This window comes from Tautonia sp. JC769 (assembly GCF_040717455.1).
Lineage (GTDB): Bacteria > Planctomycetota > Planctomycetia > Isosphaerales > Isosphaeraceae > Tautonia.
In genome coordinates, this window is sequence record NZ_JBFEFH010000001.1 from 165,743 (window position 1) to 189,724 (window position 23,982).

At 67.4% G+C, this 23,982-nt stretch carries 18 protein-coding genes and 1 other RNA gene; 13 read left to right on the forward strand and 6 right to left on the reverse strand.

Going from position 1 to position 23,982, the window contains the following annotated elements:
• The first annotated feature begins 103 nt into the window (after positions 1 to 103).
• Positions 104 to 313: a hypothetical protein gene (locus AB1L88_RS00695; protein WP_152051877.1), complete on the forward strand. Its 210-nt coding sequence runs from the start codon at positions 104 to 106 to the stop codon at positions 311 to 313.
• A gap of 260 nt (positions 314 to 573) precedes the next feature.
• Positions 574 to 906, forward strand: a complete 333-nt coding sequence (locus AB1L88_RS00700; RefSeq protein WP_367094699.1) for a hypothetical protein — start codon at positions 574 to 576, stop codon at positions 904 to 906.
• A 298-nt stretch (positions 907 to 1,204) separates the two neighbouring features.
• On the opposite strand, the gene AB1L88_RS00705 is transcribed toward AB1L88_RS00700, so the two are convergent.
• From AB1L88_RS00705 to AB1L88_RS00715, 3 genes are all read right to left on the reverse strand, one after another.
• Entirely contained in the window at positions 1,205 to 2,020 is an 816-nt protein-coding gene (locus AB1L88_RS00705) for a TatD family hydrolase (RefSeq protein WP_367094700.1), read from the reverse strand.
• On the reverse strand, positions 2,013 to 2,504 hold the full coding sequence (locus AB1L88_RS00710; protein WP_367094701.1) for a transcriptional repressor: 492 nt from the start codon (positions 2,502 to 2,504) through the stop codon (positions 2,013 to 2,015). The genes AB1L88_RS00705 and AB1L88_RS00710 overlap by 8 nt, the downstream gene beginning before the upstream one ends.
• A gap of 196 nt (positions 2,505 to 2,700) precedes the next feature.
• Complete coding sequence (locus AB1L88_RS00715; RefSeq protein WP_367094702.1) at positions 2,701 to 5,586, reverse strand: VCBS repeat-containing protein; 2,886 nt, start codon at positions 5,584 to 5,586, stop codon at positions 2,701 to 2,703.
• 730 nt (positions 5,587 to 6,316) lie between these two features.
• Here AB1L88_RS00715 and nusA point away from each other — a divergent pair.
• The 9 genes from nusA to AB1L88_RS00760 all read left to right on the forward strand — a co-directional run bounded on the left by nusA (position 6,317) and on the right by AB1L88_RS00760 (position 19,917).
• On the forward strand, positions 6,317 to 8,107 hold the full coding sequence (nusA, locus tag AB1L88_RS00720; RefSeq protein WP_367094703.1) for a transcription termination factor NusA: 1,791 nt from the start codon (positions 6,317 to 6,319) through the stop codon (positions 8,105 to 8,107).
• 1,458 nt (positions 8,108 to 9,565) lie between these two features.
• Positions 9,566 to 11,461 (forward strand): translation initiation factor IF-2, encoded by a 1,896-nt coding sequence (infB, locus tag AB1L88_RS00725; protein WP_367094704.1) that lies wholly within the window; start codon positions 9,566 to 9,568, stop codon positions 11,459 to 11,461.
• A gap of 132 nt (positions 11,462 to 11,593) precedes the next feature.
• Entirely contained in the window at positions 11,594 to 12,043 is a 450-nt protein-coding gene (rbfA, locus tag AB1L88_RS00730; protein ID WP_367094705.1) for a 30S ribosome-binding factor RbfA, read from the forward strand.
• Positions 12,044 to 12,096: 53 nt separating this feature from the next.
• Positions 12,097 to 12,891, forward strand: coding sequence for an endonuclease (locus tag AB1L88_RS00735; protein ID WP_367094706.1), 795 nt, complete (start codon positions 12,097 to 12,099; stop codon positions 12,889 to 12,891).
• Between the two features lie 264 nt (positions 12,892 to 13,155).
• Positions 13,156 to 13,632 carry a fasciclin domain-containing protein gene (locus AB1L88_RS00740; protein ID WP_367094707.1) on the forward strand — a complete coding sequence of 159 codons (477 nt, stop codon included), beginning with the start codon at positions 13,156 to 13,158 and terminating at the stop codon, positions 13,630 to 13,632.
• A gap of 323 nt (positions 13,633 to 13,955) precedes the next feature.
• Positions 13,956 to 16,898 (forward strand): phosphoribosylformylglycinamidine synthase subunit PurL, encoded by a 2,943-nt coding sequence (gene purL, locus AB1L88_RS00745; protein ID WP_367094708.1) that lies wholly within the window; start codon positions 13,956 to 13,958, stop codon positions 16,896 to 16,898.
• A 22-nt stretch (positions 16,899 to 16,920) separates the two neighbouring features.
• Complete coding sequence (locus AB1L88_RS00750; protein ID WP_169973942.1) at positions 16,921 to 17,733, forward strand: NYN domain-containing protein; 813 nt, start codon at positions 16,921 to 16,923, stop codon at positions 17,731 to 17,733.
• Between the two features lie 277 nt (positions 17,734 to 18,010).
• Positions 18,011 to 18,772, forward strand: coding sequence for a phosphoribosylformylglycinamidine synthase I (purQ, locus tag AB1L88_RS00755; protein ID WP_367094709.1), 762 nt, complete (start codon positions 18,011 to 18,013; stop codon positions 18,770 to 18,772).
• A gap of 20 nt (positions 18,773 to 18,792) precedes the next feature.
• On the forward strand, positions 18,793 to 19,917 hold the full coding sequence (locus AB1L88_RS00760) for a glycoside hydrolase family 18 protein (RefSeq protein WP_367094710.1): 1,125 nt from the start codon (positions 18,793 to 18,795) through the stop codon (positions 19,915 to 19,917).
• 124 nt (positions 19,918 to 20,041) lie between these two features.
• On the opposite strand, the gene AB1L88_RS00765 is transcribed toward AB1L88_RS00760, so the two are convergent.
• Together AB1L88_RS00765 and AB1L88_RS00770 are read right to left on the reverse strand one after the other, a co-directional pair.
• Positions 20,042 to 21,208, reverse strand: coding sequence for an NADH:flavin oxidoreductase/NADH oxidase (locus AB1L88_RS00765; protein ID WP_367094711.1), 1,167 nt, complete (start codon positions 21,206 to 21,208; stop codon positions 20,042 to 20,044).
• Positions 21,209 to 21,351: 143 nt separating this feature from the next.
• Positions 21,352 to 22,278, reverse strand: coding sequence for an alpha/beta hydrolase (locus AB1L88_RS00770; RefSeq protein WP_367094712.1), 927 nt, complete (start codon positions 22,276 to 22,278; stop codon positions 21,352 to 21,354).
• Positions 22,279 to 22,656: 378 nt separating this feature from the next.
• On the opposite strand from AB1L88_RS00770, the gene AB1L88_RS00775 reads away from it, so the two are divergent.
• Together AB1L88_RS00775 and AB1L88_RS00780 are read left to right on the forward strand one after the other, a co-directional pair.
• Positions 22,657 to 22,863 carry a hypothetical protein gene (locus tag AB1L88_RS00775; RefSeq protein ID WP_367094713.1) on the forward strand — a complete coding sequence of 69 codons (207 nt, stop codon included), beginning with the start codon at positions 22,657 to 22,659 and terminating at the stop codon, positions 22,861 to 22,863.
• A 39-nt stretch (positions 22,864 to 22,902) separates the two neighbouring features.
• Positions 22,903 to 23,139, forward strand: a complete 237-nt coding sequence (locus AB1L88_RS00780) for an OsmC family protein (RefSeq protein ID WP_367094714.1) — start codon at positions 22,903 to 22,905, stop codon at positions 23,137 to 23,139.
• A 300-nt stretch (positions 23,140 to 23,439) separates the two neighbouring features.
• On the opposite strand, the gene ssrA is transcribed toward AB1L88_RS00780, so the two are convergent.
• Positions 23,440 to 23,809: a transfer-messenger RNA gene (ssrA, locus tag AB1L88_RS00785) on the reverse strand.
• Positions 23,810 to 23,982: the final 173 nt, after the last annotated feature.

Genomic DNA, 23,982 nt, shown 5'->3' on the forward strand with positions numbered 1-23,982 from the left:
GACGGTTCGGGCCCGACCTCGGCCTGGGCCGATTGCCCCGCCCGATCGCGTCGCGTCACGTCACGTCACTTGTCACATCGACCCCATTCGGAGCGACCGCGCCATGGCCGACCAACCGACCCCCGGCGGTGACATTCAGCAGAAATACCGTCAATTCCTCGATCTCCTGCCGCTGACGATCTCGCTGGCCGGCCTGCCGCCCAGCGAGGGCCGTCTCTTCAATGAAGAACAAATCGAGGCCCGCGCGATCACGGTGCGCCACGCGTACCGAGTAGCCAAGTCGACCGTCCGGGACCTCTTGGGCGGGTCGTAAGAGGCATGAGCAGGGTTCCGCCTTGTTCCGGTCAGGAGGGCGGAATCCCGTGCCCCGGCACTGGCCCGTCGCCGGTGGGGAGCCGATATGAAACCCGTGGCGGTTCCGCTCGCGACGCGACACCCTTCTTCCCACGAAGGGAGTTGCGTGCGAGGGACGACTGCCTGGTGGTTTCCGAGACCGACTTCCCACTCGTGAAAGGCCGACCTTTGATGACGATGCACCCCCCGGGGCACCGGCCCCGTCGACGGATGCGCGCCATGCTGCTCGGGCTGGGCCTCGATGACTCCGATTCGGACGCGCCCCGTCGCATCATCAATGGCGAGCAATGCCTGATCGTCGGCGGCTCGGAACAGGCTCATGCCGAGACGCTCGAAATGGTGCTCCGGCTCGAAGCCGAGCTGGAGCGGCGCGGTCAGGCCCTCGGCGAAGTGTCCCCTGCCGACCTGGTCGATATCGCCTGGCGCATCGACTCTCCCGAGCTGCACCGGGTCGCGCTTCGCCTGCACTTCGAACTCCGCCGACGTGGGCTGAGCTTCCATGAAGCGACCCCCGAGCAACTGACCGAACTCTCGCTCGGGGAAGAACCCTGACCTGAGCCGATCCCCCCGGTGTCTTCGCAGGGGCGGCGACGCCGCGTCATCGAGGCCATTGCCGATCGCCATCCACGTCCGATCCCATCGGGCGGCCTGGCGATCGGCAATGGCCTCGCTCGTTCCCTGGCGAAGGTCGGCCAGCCACTGGGCGTGTTCCAGCGGTTCTCGGGCCGTCCGGCAACGCGGCGGAGACGCTCCCCGAGTGACCTCGCCGCCCGGGCCGATTCACGCCGGCTCGCCTTGAGACGCGCCGCCGATGCGGTCCCGAGCGACGGGTTGCGGTCGAGCGGGCGGCTCAGATCGGATCGGCACCCTCGATCCCGAACAGGCGGGCCGCATTGCTGGTTGTCTGGACGGCCAGGGCGACCGGCTCCATCCCCCGGAGCTCGGCGATCCGCCCGCAGGTCAGGGCGACCCGGGCCGGCTCGTTCGTCTTCCCCCGGAACGGGTGGGGGCTCAGGTAGGGGCTGTCCGTCTCGACCAGGAGCCGATCGATCGGCATTCGGGCCGCCACCTCGCGCAACGGATCGAGCGACTCGTTGCGGAAGGTGACCATCCCGGCGAATGAGAGATGGAGGCCGAGCGCGAGGAACGCCTGGGCGTCGTCCCAGTTGCCGGTGAATGAGTGCAAGATCCCCGAGACGGGCCGTCCCAGCCGTTCGAGCTGGGTAATGATGTCGGCCTCGCACTGGCGGCAGTGGATGACCACGGGCAGGTCGTGCTCGAAGGCCAGGGCGAGGTGACGGTCGAACAGATCTTGCTGGAGTGGGAACGGCGAGCGATCCCAGTAGCGGTCCAGGCCGGTCTCCCCGATGGCGACGACCTTCGGGGCCGTGACCAGGTCGACAATGCGCTCCCAGTCGCCCGGCTGGGCCTCGGCCACGTGGTTCGGCTGGATGCCGATGGCGGCGAAGAGGCCGCGGTGGGCACCGGCCAGGGCCACCGTCTCCCGCGACGAGTCCGCCGTGGTGCCGATGGCGACGACCTGCGTCACCCCGGCCTCGCGGGCTCGTGAGAGGACCCCCCCGAGGTCCCGGGCCATCCTCGGGTCGTCGAGATGGGCGTGGGTGTCGATCAGGGGGCCGAAGGCAGTCGTCGCGGGCTCAGCCAAGGCGTCCGTTCTCCTCCGGGTCGTCGATCCGATTCGTCGGGCAGTCCTCGAAGTAGCCGACCACCTCGAGGCGGTAGCCGGTGACGCGGAAGCCCCGACGGCCGAGCCGATGGGCCAGGCCGGGATCGAGCGACTTGATCAGGTCGGGATCGTAAGGGGTCGAGAGGTCCGCAACCGCCCCCGAGCGGAGACACCGAAGGTGATAGTGCCCCTCGGCCCTCCCGTCGTAGCGGATGGAGCCTTCGCTCGAGGGGAGCTTCATGACCAGGCCGGCATCGGCCAACGCCTCGAGCGCATTGTAAACGGTTGCGAGGCTGAGATTCGGGATCGACTGCCGGACGGCCTCGAACACCTGCTCGGCGGTCGGGTGGTCCTCCGAGCGGAGCAGGTAGGCGTAAATCGCCTCGCGCTGGCGCGTCGATCGGCGGCCGGCCGACTCCAGGACCGACCGCATCCGGTGGAGGTCATCGTGATCCACTGCCATCACTTCACCGGGACGCCCGGTGGTTGGGGTCGATGGACGCTCAAACCGCCACGAGCGGGGACCATCGTCGGGCGCAAGCTCCTCGATCGCTATTGTGGGAATCGCGGACAATCCGTGTCAACCGCCGACGGGCCGGGCAGAAGGCCCGGCCCGTCGGCACGAGAATCCCGGGACGTCTCCGATGCGACAGGAGGCGTCAGGCCAGCGGGTCGTCCATCAGAGAGTCGATGGCCGAGTCGATCAACCCGCCCCGCTGCGATCGGAGCGACTCGATCGGGGTGGACGAGGCCGAGGCCGAGGCCCCCGAGTCGAACAACAACAGCCCGTCGCCGCGACGGGACGATTGCGCCGCCACCGCGACCCCGGTGGCCTGATTCGGCAGGTTGCCCGACGCCTGCAGTCGGAAGAACAGCGGCGAGAGCACCGGCACGGCCTGCCCCAGCGGGTGATTGAACGCGATGGTCTGGCTCGCGCCGTTGGTCCCGCTGCGGATGGTCCAGACCCCGGTCGAGCGGTTGAACACGGTGAGGTCGGGGTTCCGGTCCCCGTCGTAGTCCGAGACCGCGGCGATCTCTCCGGCGACGCCGAAGGTCGACAGGAATCCGTTCGCGAAGCTGGGAGCGGGTTGGGCCGACGGCAAGATGAACCAGTCGGCGGAGCCGGGGTTCAGGTCGCTGTTCGACCGGAATGCCACGATGTCGGCGCGGCCGTCACCGTTGAAATCGGCCGGAGAAGGCTGGTCGGCATTGCCGGAGGCGCCGAACAGGATGCGGAACGCCGAGTTTCGCTGGCTGAAGGTCGCGTCGTTGGGGATCGACGGCAGGATGAACCACTGGGCCGCGTCGGGGACCCCTCCCGTCACGTCCTGCGACGTCCGGACCGGGCGGAAGGTCACGATGTCGGCGCGGCCGTCGCCATCGTAGTCGTCGGGTGCCGGCAGGTCGGTGCCTCCCGGGGCCCCGAAGACCACGTCGAAGGCACTGTTGCTTTGCGACGGGAGGATGAACCACTGGGCGGCGCCGGGGACGAGATCGCTGGTGGCCCGGAAGGTGGCGATGTCGGTCACGCCGTCGCCGTCGAAGTCCGCCGGGGCCGGCCGATCGAGGCTGCCCGGCCCGCCGAAGGGCACGCGTCGCAGCGAGTCGTCCGTCGAGAGCCGAATGATCCACTCGGTCGCGTTCGGCGACCCGCTGTTGAAGAGGCGGGCGAACGGATCGACCACGGCCACATCGGTCTTGCCGTCGCCGTCGAAGTCCCCCGCGATGGGGATCACGTTCTCGTTGACATTCGGGATCGAGCGGGAGACCTCGATCGGGCTGCCATTGTTCGACAATCGGATCCGGAATGCCGCCGCTCCGGCCGCCGAGTCGTACTGATAGAGGGCGAGATCGGCCACGCCGTCGCCGTCATAATCGCCGATGATCCTGTTCGGATCTTGCGGATCGGGATCGGGGTCGGGATCGGGATCGGGATCGGGATCGGGATCGGGATCGGGATCGGGGTCGGGATCGGGATCGGGATCGGGATCGGGATCGATTGCCTGATAGGTCAATCGCGACAGGAAGACGTTCTGAGTCTCGGACGCGGGGTTCGCGAGGGTGCGATCGGCGATCTGGAACTCGTCGCCAGAATACCAGCCGGAGACGATCAACGTGTCCGCGGCCGGGCTGGAGAAACCGGTCAGGACCGACGAGGCCGGACCTCCGAACCGGAAGGACCGCTGGTAGACGCCATCCCCGTCGAAGATCGCGTAGTAGCTGTTGGTGCCCTCGGAAACCCCGCTCTGGGAGACCAGGACATCTCCGCCGAGTGAACTAAGGTTGAGTGTGCCCTGGAAGTCGCCGCCGACGACGACGTTCCCGTCCGGAGTGATCGCCACGCCCCCCGTGGGGGCAGGATAGACGTCTTGAGCGTTCCCGATCGAGTACGCCCAGTCCACCTGCGAGAGGTCGGGCGACCAGCGGCCGAGGACCGTGTCGAACCGGCCCTGGCTGGTCAGCGTGATCGGGGAATTCTCCAGGGCCAGGGAGAGATTGAAATTCCCGGTCGCGACAACTCCCTCGACCGTCGACCCCGACTCGATCAGGACGACCTTGGACATCAGCCCCGAACCGCTCCCGGTCAGGGTCGTGACATTCTGGTAGGTCCCGTCGCCGGTAAGGCGGAGGAGGAACAGGTCGGTTGTTCCCGAGCTGGAACGCTCCTCTCGATCCACGGAGTCCGGATCGAAGTCGACCGTCCCCCCGTAGGAACCCGCCAGGTAGAGGTCGGAGGAACCGGACGCGATGGCGAGGCTCTGGATCCGAAGGCGGTTGGCCGCGGTCCCCGGATCCGACTCCAGGATGATGACGTCGTCGAACGTCCCGTCGGGATTCAACGAGACGATGAAGGAGTCATTGCTCCCCGCAACCAGTTCCTGTCCCTGGCCAGGGTCGAAGTCGGTGGTCCCGCCGTTCAGGGTGCCGGCGACGAAGACGGTGCCCGCCGCGTTGACGCCCACGGCCTGCGGCAGGTTGTTGGTGGCGTCCCCCCCGAGGTCCCGGAATCGGGCCACCGATTGGAATTGCCCCAGCTCTCCATCGACATTCAGCAGGAATCCACCCGCGTCGGACGGGGTGCCATTGCCCGGGGCCGCTCCGCTCAGGTCGACGCCCGAGGTGGACGCGCCCACCGCCAGCAGGTCGCCGCCGGGCGAGAGCGCCAGGTTGGTGAAGGTGATCGAGTCGCCGTCCGGGACGTGGACCTGATAGACCCAGTCCAGCTCTCCATCGGCCGAGTACCGGGCCAGGAAGCCATCCGCAGGCCCCGAGGTATTGGTGATCACGGTCGACGGCTGGGTGAGATCCGGGTTGAAATTGACCGAACCGTCGACCTTGCCGGCGAGATACAACCGCCCCTGGGCGTCGGTGAACGAGGCCTGGATCGAGCCTCCCACCGAGAAGAATGGGTCCTGAGACCCGCCAGAACCGACCAGGGCCTCGGCGAACTGGACGTTCGGAGCCCCTGCATCAAGGAGTGTGCGCCCTTCCAGATGTTCCAGCGAAAACCGCTGCTGGGTTCGTTTCCGGATCACTCGACTCATTAGCCCGACCCTCTGGTTTGCTCGATTCGACCGTTGGCCCACCGACTGACCCTTCGTCCGTCAACCATCATCGACCTCCTTGCCGAGCATGAAGACGGTCCATGCTATCAGATCGCTCGCGCGATTTCTCAGCGACGTTGACCAGACACCACACCACGAGAATGCGGTCGGCATCGCTGTACGTTAACTGATCTGGGGGGAATAGGCAACTTGCGCAAGCCGGGTTCGGTGGGGTGTCGCGTTAAGATTTTCCGCCGGGGGCCTTTCGCAAATGGCGGTCCAATCGCCCGGGGGCCGGCGAGCCGACGGGCATCGAGGACCGGGGCGACCTCGCCTCGCCGCGATCGAGAAATCGAGGCGGCCCAGGGGGTCGGTGGAAGCTCACGGGAGCCTCGCTTGACAGTCTCCTCGGATCATCGGTAGAGTGATTCACAGGCTGGGGTTCGGATCGCGAATCTCGGACCTGGGTCGGGGCGCATCTGGTTTCGGGTCGCGTACGCCCTTGCTTCTGCAATTGCGGAAGGACGGCGGGTGTCGTGGCAACGGTCGGGTGGTGAATCGCCCGGCCCTGGGCCCGGAGCGGTCGAGGTCCTGCGACGTCGCGCCAGCGGCGTTCGGTCGCGAAAGATTGGTTCGGGCTTTCGCGAAGAAGCCCGACCGATGTTTCGTCACCGGAGGGTCGGGCTGCCCCTTTGTGCAGGCTGCCCGCCACTCGCCTCGGAGGAGTTGGATGAGCGTCGATCTGGTCCGGATTGTCGAGAGCATTCATCGGGAAAAGAACATCCCGAAAGAAGTCCTGTTTGACGGGCTTCAATCGGCACTCGCCACGGCCGCGCGCAAGCACTATCCGGACGCCCAGGACATTCAGGTCACCATCGACCCGGACACCGGCCGGATTGCCACCCTGAAGGATGGCGTCTCGGTCGAGCCGCCCGACTTCGGCCGGATCGCCGCCCAGACGGCCAAGCAGGTCATCATCCAGAAAATCCGCGAGGCCGAACGCGACACCCTGTTCGACGAGTTCGAGGTCCTGCGCGGCGAGATGGTCACGGGGACCATCCAGCGGTTCGAGGGTGGGGCGGTCACGGTCAATCTGGGCAAGACCGACGGCCTGCTCCCTCGCAGCGAATCGATCCCGGGCGAGAGCCATCATCCGGGCGAGCGGGTCCGGGCGATCGTGCTCGACGTCCGCAAGGTCGGCCAGCGGGTGAAGATCATCCTCAGCCGCACCCACCCGGATTTCGTGCGACGCCTGTTCGAGCTGGAAATCCCCGAGATCGCGGACCAGACGATCCAGATACGGGCCCTCGCCCGGGAGGCCGGCTACCGGTCGAAGGTGGCCGTCAGCTCGCTCGACCAGAAGGTCGACGCGGTCGGGGCGTGCGTCGGCGTCCGGGGGACGCGGATCAAGAACATCGTCGACGAGCTCGGCGGCGAGCGGATCGACATCGTCCGCTGGAATGAAGCCCTCCAGGTGCTGATCCCCAACGCCCTGCAGCCGGCGGAGATCGAGGAAGTCCTCCTCTGCAACCTCCTCGGGCGGGCGATCGTCCTGGTCCGCGACGATCAGCTCTCGCTGGCGATCGGCCGGCGCGGTCAGAACGTGCGGCTGGCCTCGAAGCTGGTCGGCTGGGACATCGAGATCATGACCAGCGAGGAGCTGGACGAGCTGATCGACAAGGCCGTCGGCCTCTTCTCGGCGCTCGAGGGCTGCGACACCGACCTCGCCAACCGCCTCGTCGAGCAGGGCATCCTCAGTTACGATGACCTGTCGATCATGGAGATCGACCACCTGGTCAGCACGGTCGAAGGCTTCGACGAGCCGTTGGCCCGAAGCCTGGTCGCCCAGGCCGAGCACCTGGCCGAGCTGGCCGAACAGGACGAGACCCCTCGTCGTAAAGGTGCAAGGTCGCTCGCAAGTGCCGCCTCGTCCGAACCCCGAGACGAATCGTCGGCCGGCGTCGAGCCGTCCGAGTCTGAGCTCGAACCCTCGCCCGATGGCGAGCCCGCCGCGGGCGGTGACGAGGCCGATGCCGACGCCGATCCTGCCGCGGTCGCTCTCGACTCCGATTCGATCGCGAGTCCCCCGGAGGCCGAGGCGGTTGTCGACGACCAGGGCCATGCCGGGGAGCCGGAGGCCCTCGAAACCGAGGCTGAGGCCCCCGAAACCGAGGCTGAGGTTGACGCCGAAGCCGACGCCGACGCGAGCTACGACTCGCATGACCTTGACCTGGCCGACGAGGCAGGTCATCTTGAGCATCGCGGTCACGAGGTGACCCATGCGCCGATTGATGATGAGGAAGACCCCGACGAAACCGACGTCCCGCCCTTCGACATCCGTATTGGTCGCGTTGTCCCACCCCCGGCCGAGGCTGAACCTCAATCCGACGCCCCCGTGACGGATCCCGAGGAACCCCCGGCCTCCCCGCCCTCTGCCCCTGAATCCTCGACGGCCGATTCGGCCGAGATTTCGGGGTCGGACTCTCCGGAGCCCTCTGCTATGGACCGCGAAGAACCATGATCCCCGCGACGGTCCGGCCAAGACCGCCGCGTACCGGCCGAGTCGCCGCCCCTGCCGTTCCCTCCTCCTGATCCGCCTGTCCCGGGCTCTCCCGGCCGGCATGCGGCCTGGAGGTCCCGGAGAATTGGCCTGGCACGACCGGTCGGTCGAAACCACACTACCGACCGGGACATCCCGATGGGCTCGGATGTCCCAAGCCAGGAGGAGGAGCCGTTGTCGATCCGTGTCCACGCGTTAGCGAAAGAACTTGGGCTTGATAAGGCCCAGGATCTCATCGATCGTATTCAGGAATGGGGCCTTGATGTCAAAGCGAGCCCTCTGGCGAGCGTCGGCGACGACGTCGCGAATGAGATTCGGCGGCGCATGATCGCATCGACCTCGGGTCCGACCCCCCACGCCACGCCATCCCCAACCCCGCCCCGGCCCACGCCGGAACCGAAATCGGAATCGGCACCGAAGTCCCCGACCGCGGAGGCCCCCGCCATCAGCCCGACCGCCGCCTCTCCCAAGACTGCGGCCGCCGACTCGCTCGATTCGGCCCCGCCTCAGGCAGCCACCCCGCCGCAGCCGACCAAGCCCGCCTCGGCCCCGGCCGCTTCGGCACCCCCGCCGGGACCGGGCTCGGCTCCCGCTCGTCCCGCTCCGTCCGCTTCCCCATCCGCGGGTTCTCCCGCATCCCGTCCAGCCCCCCCTATGTCGCAAACTCCTCCTGCGTCGTCTCAGGCATCCAAACAGGCCGGTCCGCTCGCCGGGCACACCCGGGGGACGACCGTCCGCCCCGCGGGGCCCGCGCCGGCCACGCCTCCCTCGGCCGGTGCGGCGCAGGAACAGCGTCCCCGCCCGGGCCAGGGATCGCAGCCGTCGCGCCCGCTCGATCGGAGCGACTACATCGGCCCGGCCGGCACGCGTCCCGGCGCGACGGGGCGGCCGGCCTCGCAGCAGCCTCCCCGCCGTCCTCCCGCCGAATCGGGCGAGGGTACGGGACGGCGTGAGGGGCCTCGGCCGGGTGGGCGTCCCTTGCCCCCGGTCGCTTCCGGCGGCGGCGGCGGCCGTCCCTTGCCCCCGGTCGCCACTCCCGGTGGCCCTCCCAAGCGGCCCCCGGGGCCTCGGCCCGCCGGCCCCCCCGCGGGAGGGCACGTGCAGCCCCAGCAGCGGTTCACCCGCGAAGAAATGCTGGAGATGATGCGCCGAGGGCAGCTTCCCACCGCTCCCCCGACCGGTCGGGATGCCGCTACGACCCGCGGTTCGCGGCCGGAAGGGTTGCCGACCGGCCCCTTGCCCACGGGCCCGACGGCCCGAGGGGGTGTCCCTGGTACGACATCCCGGAAATCGGGGGCCGATTTCGAGGAAGAGGAACGCAAGGGCAAGGGCGGCCCTGCTGGCCCCGGTGGTCGATTCGGCGGCGCGGCCGACCGCGCCGGGCGCCGGAAGGCGCGTCAGGAACGAGCCAAGGACCGCGTGGTCTCCCCCGTCCCCGCCGCGGCCCTGATCGACGGCGACGAGGACAGCGGCCGTCGTCGCGGCCCGAAGCGGCACAAGAGCCGCGGTCACACCATCGCTCCCCGGAAGACCAGCGCCGAGATCGAATATCCCATCACCTTGCGCTCGCTTTCCGAGGCGATTGGCATCAAGGCCAACCAGCTCATGCGCCGGATGATGGATCTGACCGGGCAGTTGGTGACGATCAACACCTCGCTCGAAGAAGACGCCGCCATCGAACTGGCCATGGAGTTCGGCGTCGAGCTGTCGATCGCGCACGAGGAAACCGCCGAAGACGAGTTCGATCGGCTGCTCGAGGATGCCCGGGGCGGTGAAAACGCCTCCGAACATCTTCAACTCAGGCCGCCGATCGTCACGATCCTCGGCCACGTCGACCACGGGAAGACCTCCTTGCTGGACTACATCCGCAAGGCGAACGTCGTGGCCAGCGAGACCGGCGGCATCACGCAGCACATCGGCGCCTATCAGGTGGATCACGACGGGCACCCCGTGACCTTCGTCGATACCCCGGGTCACGAGGCCTTCACGGCCATGCGGGCCCGCGGGGCCAACGTCACCGACATCGCCGTGGTCGTCGTCGCCGCCGACGACGGCGTGATGCCCCAGACCAAGGAGGCCATCGCCCACGCCAGGGCGGCCGGCGTCCAGATCGTCGTGGCCCTGAACAAGATCGACCTGCCCGGGGTCGAGGCCAATCTGAACCGGATCCTCGGCGAGATCAGCGCCGAGGGGCTCATCCCCGAAGAGTACGGCGGCGATGTGCCGGTGGTCCGCACCTCGGCCGTCTCCGGCCTGGGCGTCGATGACTTGCTGGCGACCCTCTCCACCATCGCCGAGGTCTACGAGTACAAGTCCAACCCCGATCGCCCGGCCACCGGCACCTGCCTGGAGTCCGAGGTCTCCGAGGGGCGTGGTGTCATCGCCACGGTCCTGGTCCAGGACGGGACGCTGCGGGTCGGCGACGCCCTGGCGTGCGGGGAAGGCTTCGGGCGAGTCCGGGCCCTCTTCGACGACAAGGGGCAATCGATCCAGGAGGCCGGCCCCTCGACGCCGGTGGAAATCTCCGGGCTCGACGCGGTGCCGACCGCCGGCGAGAAATTCGCCGTGCTGGAGGACATCGGCCAGGCTCGCGAGGTCGCCGAGACCCGTCGGACCCGATCGCGCGGCGTGAACCTCGGGGAGACCAAGGCCATCACGCTGGAGAATCTCTACAGCAAGATGGCCGAGCAGAAGGTCAAGAGCCTCAACGTCATCCTCAAGGCCGACGTGCAAGGCTCGCTCGAGGCCCTGCTCAAGGAAATCGAGAAACTCGAGAACGACGAGGTCCCGGTCCGAATCCTCCACAAGGGCGTCGGTGGGATCACCGAGAGCGACGTCATGCTGGCCGATGCCAGCCAGGCGATCGTGATCGGCTTCCGCGTCGCCCCGGAAGACCGGGCCGTGACGCTCGCCGAGGAGAAATCGATCGACATCCGTCGGTACGACATCATCTATCAGGTGTCCGACGAGATCAAGCAGGCCATCGAAGGTCGGCTCGAACCGGAGATCAAGGAGGTCCACCTCGGCCGGGCGGTCGTCCGCCAGGTCTTCAAGATCTCCCGGGGCGGTGCCGGTACGGTGGCCGGCTGCTTCGTCACCCAGGGGGTGATCGAGCGCAACGGCCAGGCTCGCGTCATCCGAGAAGGTCGGGAGATCTACAAGGGTGCCATCGAGGCGCTCCGCCGCTTCAAGGACGATGTCCGCGAGGTCCGGGAGAACTTCGAGTGCGGTATCAAGATCGCCAAGTTCGATGACATCAAGGTGGACGACGTGATCGAGGCCTACCGGGTCGAGGTCATTCGTCGGACGCTCTGAGTCCCACGCGTGCTCTCGCCGGCCGCCCCTCGCTCGCTTCGGTCTTCGAGCGTCCGGGGGGTGGCCGCGACGGTTCGTGATCGCCGCGTCGCGTGTCCCCGCCGGCTTTGATTCCGATCGAGGTTCGCATCCATGCCCTCGCACCGCATCGAGCGCCTGAACGAGGCAGTCCGCGAGGTCGTCTCCTCGGCCGTGCTCTTCGAAGTGGCCGACCCCCGGGTCAAGGGGGTCACCGTGCTGGAGGCCGAGGTCGCCTCGGACCTGAAACACGCGACCGTCTTCGTCTCGGTGATGGGGGACGAGACCCAGCAACGCCTCGCCCTCCGAGGGCTCCAGTCGGCCTCTGGCTTCCTGCAGTCGCGGCTCGCCGCCCGCCTGAAGACGCGATACACCCCGATCCTCCGGTTCGAACTCGATCAGGGTGTCAAGAAATCGGTCGCCATGTCCCGGTTGATCGACGAGACCCTCGCCGCCGACCGGCTCGCCCGCGGGGAATCGCCCGAAGCCCCCGGGCCCGACCCCGACGACGATGAACCGTCTCGCGATGCACTTGGCGAGGAACACCCCTCCTCGACAGACTGATCGTGACCGCCCTTGCTCTTCACCCTTTCTCTCGACTGAACCTGAACACACACATGGCCGCACCCAGCAAATCGCAGATGCTCGACAAGATTCAGCCCCTGCTGGCCAAGCGCTACAAGCCCGGCCCGCGCGAGGCGAAGCTGTCGGTGCTGGAAGCGGTACTGTTCGGCATCTGCCACGAGGGCACCACACGCGACGACGCGACCAAGGCACTCGATCGTTTTCGCGACGCCTTCTTCGACTGGAACGAATTGCGTGTCAGTTCCGTGGGCGAGATCCAGGACGCGATCGCCGGCCTCCCCCAGTCCGACCTGAAAGCGCAGCGCATCCGCCGCTTCCTTCGCCAGCTCTTCTCCCGGACCTACAAGTTCGATCTCGATCATCTCGGGAAGAAACCCCTGAAGGAGTCGATCAAGACGCTTCAGGAGTTCGAAGCCATGCAGTCGGACTTCGTCCTGGCGACGGTCATCCAGCAAGCCCTGGGCGGTCACGCCATGCCGGTCGACGAGCCGATCCGTCGCTGCCTGGTCCGGCTCGGCTTCGCGGAGGAAGAGACCCCGCCCGAGGCCATCCGCGCCACGCTCGAGCGGGCGGTCCCGAAAACACGAGGCCCCGAGTTCGTCGATCTGCTCGAAGGGCTCGCCCACGATACATGCGTTGAAGTCGATCCGCTCTGCCCGGATTGCGTCCTCGTGAAGCTCTGCCCGACGGGTCAGCGGAACCTGAATCCCGAGAAGTCGGTCCCCGCAGGGGGCCGTGATTCGGCTCCGAGCGCTCGGCGTCGCGGCTCCTCGCCGGACGAGGCCGCCCCCAAGCCGTCGCGGAGCCGTCCCCCGCGCTCCAAGTAAGCCGATCGGCCTCGGCGCCACCGATCGGGTTGAGTTCGCGACGACAGGCTTGCACCCCGGCCGGGGTGCAAGCCTGTCGTCGCGCGCCGCACGACCCGCGGGTCGAAAGAAAATGCCAGAAAAATGGGGCGGCAATCTGGACGGGTCCGCGGTACGGACTACAACACCGTCGGCCGATCGTGAGAGACGTATTCGAGTATAAAGGCTCGAACGCGATTCAGAGAGATTCCCGCATCAACACAACTCGGAGCTTTACCCATGCGTATGCTTGCCGCCCTGACCTTGTCGCTGGTCCTCGGTTCTTCGGCGATCGCTGCGGACAAGACCATCGTCGAGACCGCCGCCGGGAACGAATCGTTCAGCACGCTGGTCGCCGCCGTCAAGGCCGCTGACCTGGTGGAGGTGCTGTCCAGCGAAGGCCCGTTCACGGTGTTCGCCCCCACGGACGAGGCCTTCGCCAAGCTGCCCGAAGGCACCCTCGAGACCCTGCTGAAGCCTGAGAACAAGGAAACGCTCGTCAAAATCCTGACCTACCACGTGGTCCCCGGCAAGGTCATGGCCGCCGACGTCGTCGAGCTCGATGGCGAGCAGGTCGAGACGGCCGCCGGTGCCAAGGCCACCATCTCGGTCGCCGGGAGCACGGTCATGGTCGACAAGGCCAAGGTCGTCAAGACCGACATCGAGTGCTCTAACGGCGTCATCCACGTCATCGATGCGGTCATCCTGCCCCCGACCGAATAATCTGCCGATCCGACTCGGGTCGCTTCGACCTCGGAAAGCCCTCCCGGCACCCCGCGTGCCGGGAGGGCTTTCGTCGTGAATCGGCCCCACTGAGACCTTGACGCGAAGACTCCCACTCACCGATACTCGAATGAATTCCCTGCTGTCCGAACGGCGACCTGGACACGATCTCTGTCTGCATCGATCCTTCCATGAACCGTTTCGAGCCATGCGTCTGGATGCTCTCGTGCGGCAATTCGATCCGGGGACGACGCATGAGTCGGCGTCATCGATCGAAACACTTGCCGATTTGAACGACTCTGACCTGGAATTGCAACGACTCCATGCTCTGGCATCTTCAGATCGATCCCGCACCCGGCCTGGCCGATTCCGAGGGCCGTCGGGTTTCGGCTGAGGCCGCCGACCTCGGGCTCGGCGGCCCCTGGGCGGTCCACTCGGCCCGCGGATTCCTGGTCGAGGGCGACCTTTCGGAATCCGATCTCCGGCTCGCCGCCGAACAGGTCCTCGCCGACCCGATCGTCGAGACCTTCACGATCCGCCCGACCCCGGGGGATCCGCAATCGCGGGGGGCGTCTGCGCCCCCGGCCTCCGGCAACGCCCCGGTGCATGTCTTGCCCAGGCCCGGGGTGACCGATCCCGTCGCGGAGAGTGCCCGGGCGGTGCTCCGCGACCTCGGGCTCGACGTCTCCGAGGTCCGCTCGGTCCGCACGTACATGATCGACGGGCCGGCCGGCTCCCTCGATGCCCTGATCCGGCGGGTCCTGGCGAACGACGCCGTCGAGCAGGCGATCGTCGGGCCCCTGGCGCTCGACCATCTCGGGCAGGGTCGCCCCTATGCGTTCCGTCGCGTCGATGTCCCCCTGCTCGGCATGGATGACGATGCCTTGATGCGCGTCAGCCGCGAGGGCCAGCTCTCCCTCTCGATCGACGAGATGCGGGCGATCCGGGCCCACTTCGGCGAGCTTCGACGCGACCCGACCGACATCGAGCTGGAGACGCTCGCCCAGACCTGGAGCGAGCATTGCTCTCACAAGACGCTCCGAGGCCGGGTCGAGTTCGAAGGCGAGGTGATCGAGAACCTGCTCAAGCAGACGATCTTCAAGGCCACCAAGGACCTCGAGGCGGATGGCCTCGACTGGCTCGTCTCGGTCTTCGAGGACAACGCCGGCGTGATCCGGTTCGACGACGAGCATGACGTCTGCTTCAAGGTCGAGACGCACAACCATCCCTCGGCGATCGACCCGTACGGCGGCGCGAATACGGGCATCGGCGGCGTCATCCGCGACCCCATGGGCACCGGCCTGGGGGCGAAGCCGATCTGCAACACCGACGTGTTCTGCGTCGCCCCGCCCGACACCCCGGCCGATTCCTTGCCGACCGGGGTTCTCCACCCCCGACGCGTGCTCAAGGGGGTGGTGGCCGGGGTCCGCGACTACGGCAACCGGATGGGTATCCCCACGGTCAATGGCGCCGTGGTCGCCGACGAGCGCTACCTGGCGAACCCTCTGGTCTTCTGCGGCACCGTGGGCGTCTTGCCGAAGGGCATGGCGTTCAAGTCCGTCAGCCCGGGTGACCGCATCGTCGCCGTCGGTGGCAGGACCGGGCGAGACGGCATCCATGGCGCGACGTTCAGCTCGGCCGAATTGACCGGCGAGAGCGAGCAGATCTCCGGCGGGGCCGTGCAGATCGGCAACGCCATTACCGAGAAGATGGTCCTGGACGCCCTCCTGCAGGCCCGATCCCGGGGGCTCTATCGCGCGATCACCGATTGCGGGGCGGGCGGGTTCAGCTCGGCCGTCGGCGAGATGGGGGCCGAGCTCGGCGCCGAGGTCGACCTGGAACGCGCCCCCCTCAAGTACGAGGGGCTCTCGTACACCGAGATCTGGATCTCCGAGGCTCAGGAGCGGATGGTCCTCGCCGTCCCTCCGGAACATCTCGATGCCCTGGTCTCGCTCTGCGCCTCGGAGGGGGTCGAGGCGACCGATCTCGGGCAATTCGTCGACACGGGCCGCCTGACCCTCCGCTATCACGGGAACGTGGTTGGCGATCTCTCGATGCATTTCCTGCACGAGGGCCGGCCCCGGGTCACGAGGAAGGCCGCCTTCACGCCCCCGGCCGAATCGGCCCCGACCCTCCCCGACCGAGACCACTACACCGCCGACCTCCTGGCGTTGTTGCACGACTGGGATATCTGCTCGAAGGAGTGGATCATCCGCCAGTACGACCACGAAGTGCAGGGCCGGACGGTGCTCAAGCCCCTGGTGGGCGAGCACGAGGAAGGGCCCGGGAACGCCTCGGTCGTCCTGCCCGTCCGCGGCTCCTCGCGAGGGCTCGCGGTCGGCTGCGGTCTGAACCCGCGCTACGGAGACCTCGACCCGTACGCCATGGCGGGCTGCGTCATCGACGAGGCGATCCGGAACGTGGTGGCCGTTGGCGCCGATCCCGCCCAGATCGCGCTGCTCGATAACTTCTGCTGGGGTAACCCGGAACGGCCCGAGACGCTCGGCTCGCTCGTGCTGGCCGCGCAGGCGTGTCACGACCTGGCGCTGTCGTATCGGACGCCATTCATCTCCGGGAAAGATAGTCTGTATAACGAATACACGCATGAGGGTGAGAGCCTGGCGATTCCCCCCACCCTGCTCATCTCCGCGATGGGCCAGGTCCCTGACGTGCGCCGGTGTCTGACGATGGATGTGAAGGCCGCGGGCAACGCGTTGCTCATCGTCGGCCAGACGCGGAATGAACTGGGCGGTTCGGCATATCTGAAGCAATTGGGAATGGTCGGTGGCCGGGTCCCTCGGGTTGATCCTGTACTGGGGATGGCGATTTTCAAGGCGATCTACGAGTGCAATGGCCGCGGTTGGCTGCAATCCTGTCACGACCTGAGCGAGGGGGGCCTGGCGGTGGCCCTGGCCGAGATGTGCCTGGCCGGTGCGCTGGGGGCCGAATGCTCCCTGCGCGACGTCCCCTGCCTCGATGACGCGGCCAGCGACCCGGTCCTCCTGTTCTCCGAATCCCCCTCCCGCTTCCTTCTGGAAGTCCGCCCGGAGCACGTCTCCGAGGTCCTCGACCGCTTCGAGGGATTGCCCGTGGGTCGTCTCGGAACGGTGGTCGCCGCCTCGGAAGGCGAGCCCCGCCTGCATGTCCGTGGCCTGCCTGGCCGAACGGTGATCGATGCGCCCGTCGCCGAGATTCGGGCGCGATGGCTTCGTCCGATCGATGATCATGGTTTCGATCCTGTTAATCACCACCTCTTGAACCGGTGACCCGCCCGGAAGGAATGCGCAGATGCAGCGCTTCGTCACCTTTGTCGATGGCTCGAACCTCGACGGTGTCCTGAAACATCTGAACCTTCGCGTCGACGATTACGGATCTTTTTATCGCTATATCTTTGAGCAGAGTGTCAGCCACTGGGGGCGGACCTTCGCCGAGGGGGCTCCCTGGGAATCCGCGCAACACGCCCGAATCTACTGGTACGTCGTCGGCAAAATGGATGAATGGGACCTGAACGATCCCAAGGCGGAGAGCCGGCTTCGAAACCGTTTCGAACTGAATCCGAGGCTCCGCGACAGCTACGTCGAGGACGTGATCCGCAAGACGCCCGACATCTCCCCCGAGCGTCGGCTCGACGAGGCCTGGGGCCTCTGCTTCGCCGAGACGCGCGAATGGTACGAGGGGAAGCGGCGGGCCCTGGAACGCAAGAAGCGGTTCTATCACGGCGTGCAGTCGGCGACCGACTTCGTCGAGATCCGCCAGGAAGGCCACTGGAAGGTCGACCTCCTGCACCACAACCTCACCGAGAAGGGGCTCGACACCAGCATGGCGGTCGACATGGTCGCCCTCCAGGATACGTACGACGTCGCACTCCTGATCTCCGGGGACGCGGACGGGATCCCGGGGATCAATTACGTGAAGAACAAGGCCAAGCACGTCGGCGTGGTCGAGTTCCGCCGCGGTTCGCGCGACGAGTCGCTCAAGGGGGCCAGCTCTCGCCTGAAGATCGCCGCCGACTTCGTGGTGCAAATCTACGAGGCCGATCTGATCCGCCGCGACCTCTCCTACCGGGCGAATCCCGAGTACGACAATACGGGCGATTACTAGAGAGCTGCCCCGAATCGCTACCGCTACCGGGGGTTCGACTCGAACTTCGATCTCGATGACAACGATCGAGACGATGATTGAAATGGCCCTCGGTCGCGGTAGTCGCCGGTTCGGGGTTCTCGCGGAGGAGGCGGGGCCGACGCCTCCCGGGCGGTCGGCCCGTCCCCGTTTCCTCGATGGGTGTCGGGGGAGATGACCCCTCCCCCGACCTGTCCTCCTTGATCCAGACCACGACCGATTCGACTCGTCGGTCGGCCCTTTTCCCCCCCGTGGAACCATGTCCTTGCCCCGCGCAATTGTCCTCCGGGCCCCGGGTACGAACTGCGATGAGGAAACCGTCGCGGCCTGGCAACGTGCCGGGGCCGATGCCGAGACGGCCCACATCGACCGTGTCCTCGAGCGCCCCGCCTCGCTCGATGCCTTCCAACTGCTGACCATCCCCGGCGGCTTCAGCTACGGAGACGACCTGGGCGCCGGTCGCATCCTTGCGACCCGCTTGAAGGCGCTCGAAGAGGCGCTCCGACGCTTCCACGACCGAGGAGGCCTGATCCTCGGCATCTGCAACGGGTTCCAGGTGCTCGTCAAGGCCGGGCTGCTGCCCGGGGGGCCTCGGGCGACGATCACGCACAACGATTCCGGCCGATTCGAATGCCGGTGGGTCCGGCTCCGGGCCACCTCGCCGGGGCGTTCGCCGTTTCTTCCCGACGGCGATCCGATCGAGCTGCCCGTCGCTCACGGCGAGGGGAAATTCGTCGCCGAGAGCCCGGAGGCGTTCGACGCCCTGGCCGGGTCCGGGCAGCTCGCCCTCCGCTACGTCGACGGCTCGAACCGGCCGACCGAGACCTATCCGGCCAACCCGAATGGTTCGTCGGCCGGCGTCGCCGGCGTGATCGACCCGACCGGCAGCATCTTCGGCCTGATGCCTCACCCGGAGCGGTTCATCGAGTTCATCCACCATCCCCGCTGGACCCGGATCGACCACCGCCCCGAGGGGGACGGCCTCCGGATCTTCCGGGGGGCGGTCGACGCCGTCCGCTGAGCTTTCCCCGAGGACCGACCATGCCTCCAATCGACCTGAAGCCCCGATCGGCAGTCATCGCCGCCCTCGTGCTGTCCGGCCTGGTCGGCCCCACCCCCTCGATCGCCCGGCCCGCCGATGACGCGGTCGACGAGCGGGTCTTCGTGGGCTACCTCTTCGGCCGCCCGGACGACCTCGATTTCTCGCTCTACACGCATCTCTGCCACGCCTTCGTCACCGCCGACGAATCGGGACGCATCCGGCCGAGCCGGAACGTCCCCGACGCCGACCTGACTCGCCGGGCCCACGAGGAAGGCGTGAAGGTGCTCCTGTCGCTCGGCGGATGGGGCTGGGACGAGCAGTTCGCCGCCATCGCCGCCGACCCCGACGCCGAAGACCGCTACGTCGAGGCCGTCCTCACCCTCGTGGACGAGAACGACTACGACGGCATCGACTTCGACTGGGAATACCCCGACACCGAGCAGGAGGTCGAGGGCTTCGAGCGCATCTCCCGCAGGTTCCGGGCCGGCATCGACGCGATCGGCCGGCGCAAGGGTCGCCCGATGCTGCTGACGATGGCCGCATCCTCGAACCCCGGGACGCTCCGCTGGCTCCGCACCGAGTTCCTGCTGGAGGTCATGGATTGGGTCAACGTCATGACCTACGACTTCGCCGGGGACTGGACCGACTATGCCGGCCACCATTCCCCCCTGTTCGCCTCCTCGAAGGTACCGGGCGGGCGCCGACCGTCCACCGAAGCCACCATGCGGTACCTCCTCGACGAGCGGATGATGCCGGCCGACCGCCTGGCCGTGGGCATTCCCTTGTATGGCCGAGGCTTCGCCGTCTCGGAGCCGTACGCGTTGACCGAAGATGCCCCGGAACTCCCCATCCCGCGGGGGAACTACACCAACCTGCATCGACTCCTGCTCGAGGAAGGTTGGAGCCGAATCTGGGATGAGGAGACGCGAACCCCCTGGCTGGTCGCACCCGACCGCTCGATCGTGATCGGCTACGACGACGCCGAGTCGGTCACCCTCAAGACGCAATGGGCAATCGACCGGGGATTTCGCGGCGTCTTCTTCTGGCAGGTCGCCGCCGACCGCCTGCCCGACGGCGGCCATCCGCTCCAGGAGGCCGCCCGCAAGGCGTTCACAGGACGATGACGGTCGGCAGGCGCCTCGATCCGGCTCGGGTGGACCGAAGGCGGGCCTTGCGAAAGCCGGTCTGCAAGGCCCTGGGCGATGCGCCGAGCCTCTCGCGGGTGCAAGGGAAGGCACCTTGCCCCGATCACTTCATCCGACGTTTCACGGCATAGCCGTACGGGACCGGCCAGGACGGTTCCCCGCCCAGATCGTGCTGGGCCCGGATCGCCCAGTAGGGGTCCCGGAGCAGCTCCCGGCCGATGAACGCCAGGTCGGCATTGCCGGCGGTGATGATCTCGTTGGCGTGCCCCGGCTCGGTGATCAACCCGACCGCGCCGGTCATGATCCCCGCCTCGTCCTTGATCCGACGAGCAAACGGGACCTGGTAGCCCTTCGACACCGGGATCTGCGCCTTCGGCACCAGGGCGCCCGACGACACGTCGATCAGGTCCACCCCCAGCCCGTTCAGGTGCTGCGACAGGACGACCGACTGCTCGATGTCCCATCCCCCTTCGACCCAGTCGGTCGCCGAGATGCGGACGAACAGCGGGTACTCCTCCGGCATGACGCCCCGCAACCGCTCTGCGACCCCCAGCACGAGCCGCATCCGATTCTCAAGGCTGCCGCCGTAGGAATCGTCCCGGTGGTTGCTCAGGGGGGAGAGGAACTCGTGCAGCAGGTACCCGTGCGCCGCGTGGATCTCGATGACCTCGAATCCCGCCGTCAACGCCCGCCGACAGGCCGCCTCGAACGCGTCAATGATCCCCTCGATCCCCGCCTCATCGAGCGGTTCGGGCACCGGATCGCCGTCGAGGAACGGGATCGGGCTCGGCCCGACGACCGACCAGCCGCCCGCTCCCGCCGCGGTGATGCTGGCCCCTCCCTTCCAGGGGGGCTCGCAACTGGCCTTGCGGCCGGCGTGCGCGAGCTGGATCCCGGCGACGGCCCCCTGGCCCTTGACGAATCGGGCGATCCGGGCGAGGGGCTCGACGTGCTGATCGCCCCAGATCCCCATGTCGGCGGGCGAGATGCGCCCCTCGGGGGTCACGGCGGTGGCCTCGACCAGGATCAGCGCCGTGCCTCCCACGGCCCGGCTTCCGAGGTGGACGAGGTGCCAGTCGTTGGCCAGCCCGTCCTCGGACGAATACTGGCACATCGGCGACATGACGACCCGATTGCGGAGGGTGACTCCCCGGATGGTCAGGGGGCTCAGCAGGTCGATCTCGGGGACCTCCCGGTCGTGGTCGGCATCGGCGATCCCGCCGTGGGAGGGGCCGGAGAGGGGGTTCGGTCGGGGCGAGTCATCAGCCATCGCGAGTCTCTTGCGGGTCCTGGGCGGTCCGGGCCGTGTCAGAAATGTCGGCGAATCCTACGACGCAGGGCAATCCGGCCGGCAGGCCGCTCCCCCCGTGCCGGGCAGGCGGACGGAGCCGAGTCATCGCGTCCGGCGACGGATCATCGGCCCGAGACATCCAGGTGCGTGTCGAACCAGTCGGCGAACGCGTCCAGGTCCTCGGCGATCGTCGGCCAGCCATGCCCGGCGTCCGGCTTGACGACCAGCTTCGCCTCGACCCCGGCCTCTTCCAGCGCCTCGAGCATGACCTGGGACTGCTGCAGCGGGACCAGTGCATCCCGGTCGCCGTGGACGAGCAAGGTCGGGGGGTCGTCCTCGCTGACGTGGGTGATCGGCGAGATCTCGGCCGTGATCTCCCGCAGCCGGCCCTCGTCGGTAATCGGCTCCAGCAGGTTCGACTCCTCGTCTCGCTCGAAATAGTCGAAGGCGGGGCGGAACGGCCTGGCGTGGTCGCCGGCGTGGAGCTTCTCCTCGCCCGCCGCCCCGAAGTTGAGGAAGTCGGTCGGCGGGAAGAAGCAGGCCACCGCCTGCACCCGGCTCGACGCTCGATCCACCTCGTCCCTGGCGTTGGGATCGCCCTCGTCTCCTGCGGTCCCCAGCATCAACGAGAGGTGCCCCCCGGCCGAGGCCCCGGTGACGCCGAGGCGGTCCGGGTCGATGCCGTAATCGTCGGCATGATGGCGGATGAACCGGACGGCCCGGTTCATGTCCGTGATGATCTCGGGGACGGTGTAGCGGGGCTGGCTGCCGTGGACGACGGCAAACACGGCGTACCCCCGGTCGACGAACGGCGTCACGAAGGCGGGATTGATCGCCTCGTGGGAGGAGAAGAAGCCGCCGCTGACGACCAGGATGATGCCCGCCCCGTTCGGCTCCCCCCCGGGCCGGAACACGTCCATGGTAAGTGCTGTGCCGTCCTTCCGCCCGTAGATCACGTCTTCGGTCCGGGTAACGTCGGCGTCCTGGGCGATCGCGACGAATGGCTGACAGGCGATTCCCAGCAGGAGGATCAGGGTGCGGTGTCTCATCGGCGTGGATCTCGGTGAGCGTCGGTACCAGTCGAAGACCGAATCACGATCGGTCGAAGGTCGTCGAACCTGACCGGGCGAACGGCCCGGCACGGGTGAGAAAACCGTTCGTCCCAGGATAACGCACGCGAGCGGCCGGCTCACGGCCCGGCCGGGTTGTTGGGAATACGGTTGCGTCTCCCGGTCCTTCTGCCCGACAACCCTGGAAGGAAATGCGGGTCGTCACCACACCGCGCCGCGACCGAGCCAATTGGCTCCGATCTTGCGGGCATTGTCTCCCCCCGGGGCATCGTGCAAGATCGGACCTCGGCGTCCCTTCGGGGAATCGGAATCCGACCATTGAACCTCTTCAACCGTCAACGGGGTGGGGCCATCACCATGGGCGTTGTCCACACGAGCAAGCTGCGGGTCGAGAAGCACGAGGGGCCGCACCGCACCGCGCACCTGCAGGGCTTCGGCGAGCCGATTCCCTTCGGCATCCACGGCGGCATCAGGCACTTCTACGGGCAGAAATATGGCCGGGAATTCACGGGGCCGGAGTACCCCGCCACGCTCGACTACATCATCGCCGGGGTCGCCGGGTGACTGCTCGGCACGCTCGGGTCCGCACTGGACGTGCGGCAGGTGCCCTCGGCGAACAACCTGACGGCGGAGGTCGAGGGTGACATCGAGGACGTGAACGGCGTCCTCAAGATCACCCGGATCCGCCTGCGATACCGCATTGATGCCCCGGCAGGCAAGCGAGCGGCAATCGAGCGCCTCCTCGACCACTACGCCGAGGCCTGTCCGGCATATCAGAGCGTCAAGGGCTGCATCGACTGCTCCTGGACCGCCGAGATTGCGGAAGGCCCAGAAGGCTGACTCTCGCGTTGAAGAGCGGGTTCCCCCGAACACCGCCCTGCTACCTTGTCCTTCTCATCCGCTCGGCGTCCCCGTCGATTGACCCTCGCCCTCGACGACTCGGAGGGCGACGAGGCCGCTCCGTCCCCCCGATGACGTCGCCAAGGCCCGGTCATCCTGCCAGGACGAATCGAGCCCGAAAATCGCCCGAAACCAGGCAGCCATCCAGGCTCCTGAGCGATTTCGAGGCGAACATGCTCTCACGGATCGTCGCAGCCCAAAAGAAAACGCCCGCGTGCGACGCATCGCACGCGGGCGTTCCAGTGGAGGCGGCGGGAATTGCACCCGCGTCCCGAGATCCGTCAGTGAAGGCGTCTACATGCGTAGTCGTTCTTTGAATTGTCGGCCGCGAAGCCCCAAACGACAGGGTCTTCTTTGGCTTAGCCCATCATGAGTTTAACCTGATTCGCAACGGGCGGTTGAATCAAGCGAGCCCACTGTGTCGACGTCGGCCATGACCCGTGGACGAAGTCATGACGCGACGCAGCTTACCGCGGTCAGGCGGCGAGGCTGTAGGAACCAACGTTGTTGTTGGCAGCTAATGTTTTGATCGGCTTTTTACGAGGCCAGCCGACCAACCTCGGCATGCAGCCAGACACCTCAGCAATCCGGTCGAACCTAGATCGCCCCCGAATTGGGAAAGAGCGTCGGGACCCGACATGAGTCACATCAGGTCCGACACCCTTCATTATCAGAGTACCTCCGGGGAAGGTCAAGGTGCCCCGGGGCGATTTCGAGGTCCGATGCCCCGCAATCGCGGGACGCGAACCGAGAGGCTCTCGACGGATGGGAGACGATCGGGTC

Bases quoted from the DNA above. Each gene is read 5' to 3' on its own strand.
- AB1L88_RS00695 (WP_152051877.1), top strand. From the start codon at position 104: ATGGCCGACCAACCGACCCCCGGCGGTGACATTCAGCAGAAATACCGT.
- AB1L88_RS00700 (WP_367094699.1), top strand. From the start codon at position 574: ATGCTGCTCGGGCTGGGCCTCGATGACTCCGATTCGGACGCGCCCCGT.
- AB1L88_RS00710 (WP_367094701.1), bottom strand. From the start codon at position 2,504: ATGGCAGTGGATCACGATGACCTCCACCGGATGCGGTCGGTCCTGGAG.
- AB1L88_RS00715 (WP_367094702.1), bottom strand. From the start codon at position 5,586: ATGAGTCGAGTGATCCGGAAACGAACCCAGCAGCGGTTTTCGCTGGAA.
- nusA (WP_367094703.1), top strand. From the start codon at position 6,317: ATGAGCGTCGATCTGGTCCGGATTGTCGAGAGCATTCATCGGGAAAAG.
- rbfA (WP_367094705.1), top strand. From the start codon at position 11,594: ATGCCCTCGCACCGCATCGAGCGCCTGAACGAGGCAGTCCGCGAGGTC.
- AB1L88_RS00735 (WP_367094706.1), top strand. From the start codon at position 12,097: ATGGCCGCACCCAGCAAATCGCAGATGCTCGACAAGATTCAGCCCCTG.
- AB1L88_RS00740 (WP_367094707.1), top strand. From the start codon at position 13,156: ATGCTTGCCGCCCTGACCTTGTCGCTGGTCCTCGGTTCTTCGGCGATC.
- purL (WP_367094708.1), top strand. From the start codon at position 13,956: ATGCTCTGGCATCTTCAGATCGATCCCGCACCCGGCCTGGCCGATTCC.
- AB1L88_RS00750 (WP_169973942.1), top strand. From the start codon at position 16,921: ATGCAGCGCTTCGTCACCTTTGTCGATGGCTCGAACCTCGACGGTGTC.
- purQ (WP_367094709.1), top strand. From the start codon at position 18,011: ATGTCCTTGCCCCGCGCAATTGTCCTCCGGGCCCCGGGTACGAACTGC.
- AB1L88_RS00760 (WP_367094710.1), top strand. From the start codon at position 18,793: ATGCCTCCAATCGACCTGAAGCCCCGATCGGCAGTCATCGCCGCCCTC.
- AB1L88_RS00765 (WP_367094711.1), bottom strand. From the start codon at position 21,208: ATGGCTGATGACTCGCCCCGACCGAACCCCCTCTCCGGCCCCTCCCAC.
- AB1L88_RS00770 (WP_367094712.1), bottom strand. From the start codon at position 22,278: ATGAGACACCGCACCCTGATCCTCCTGCTGGGAATCGCCTGTCAGCCA.
- AB1L88_RS00775 (WP_367094713.1), top strand. From the start codon at position 22,657: ATGGGCGTTGTCCACACGAGCAAGCTGCGGGTCGAGAAGCACGAGGGG.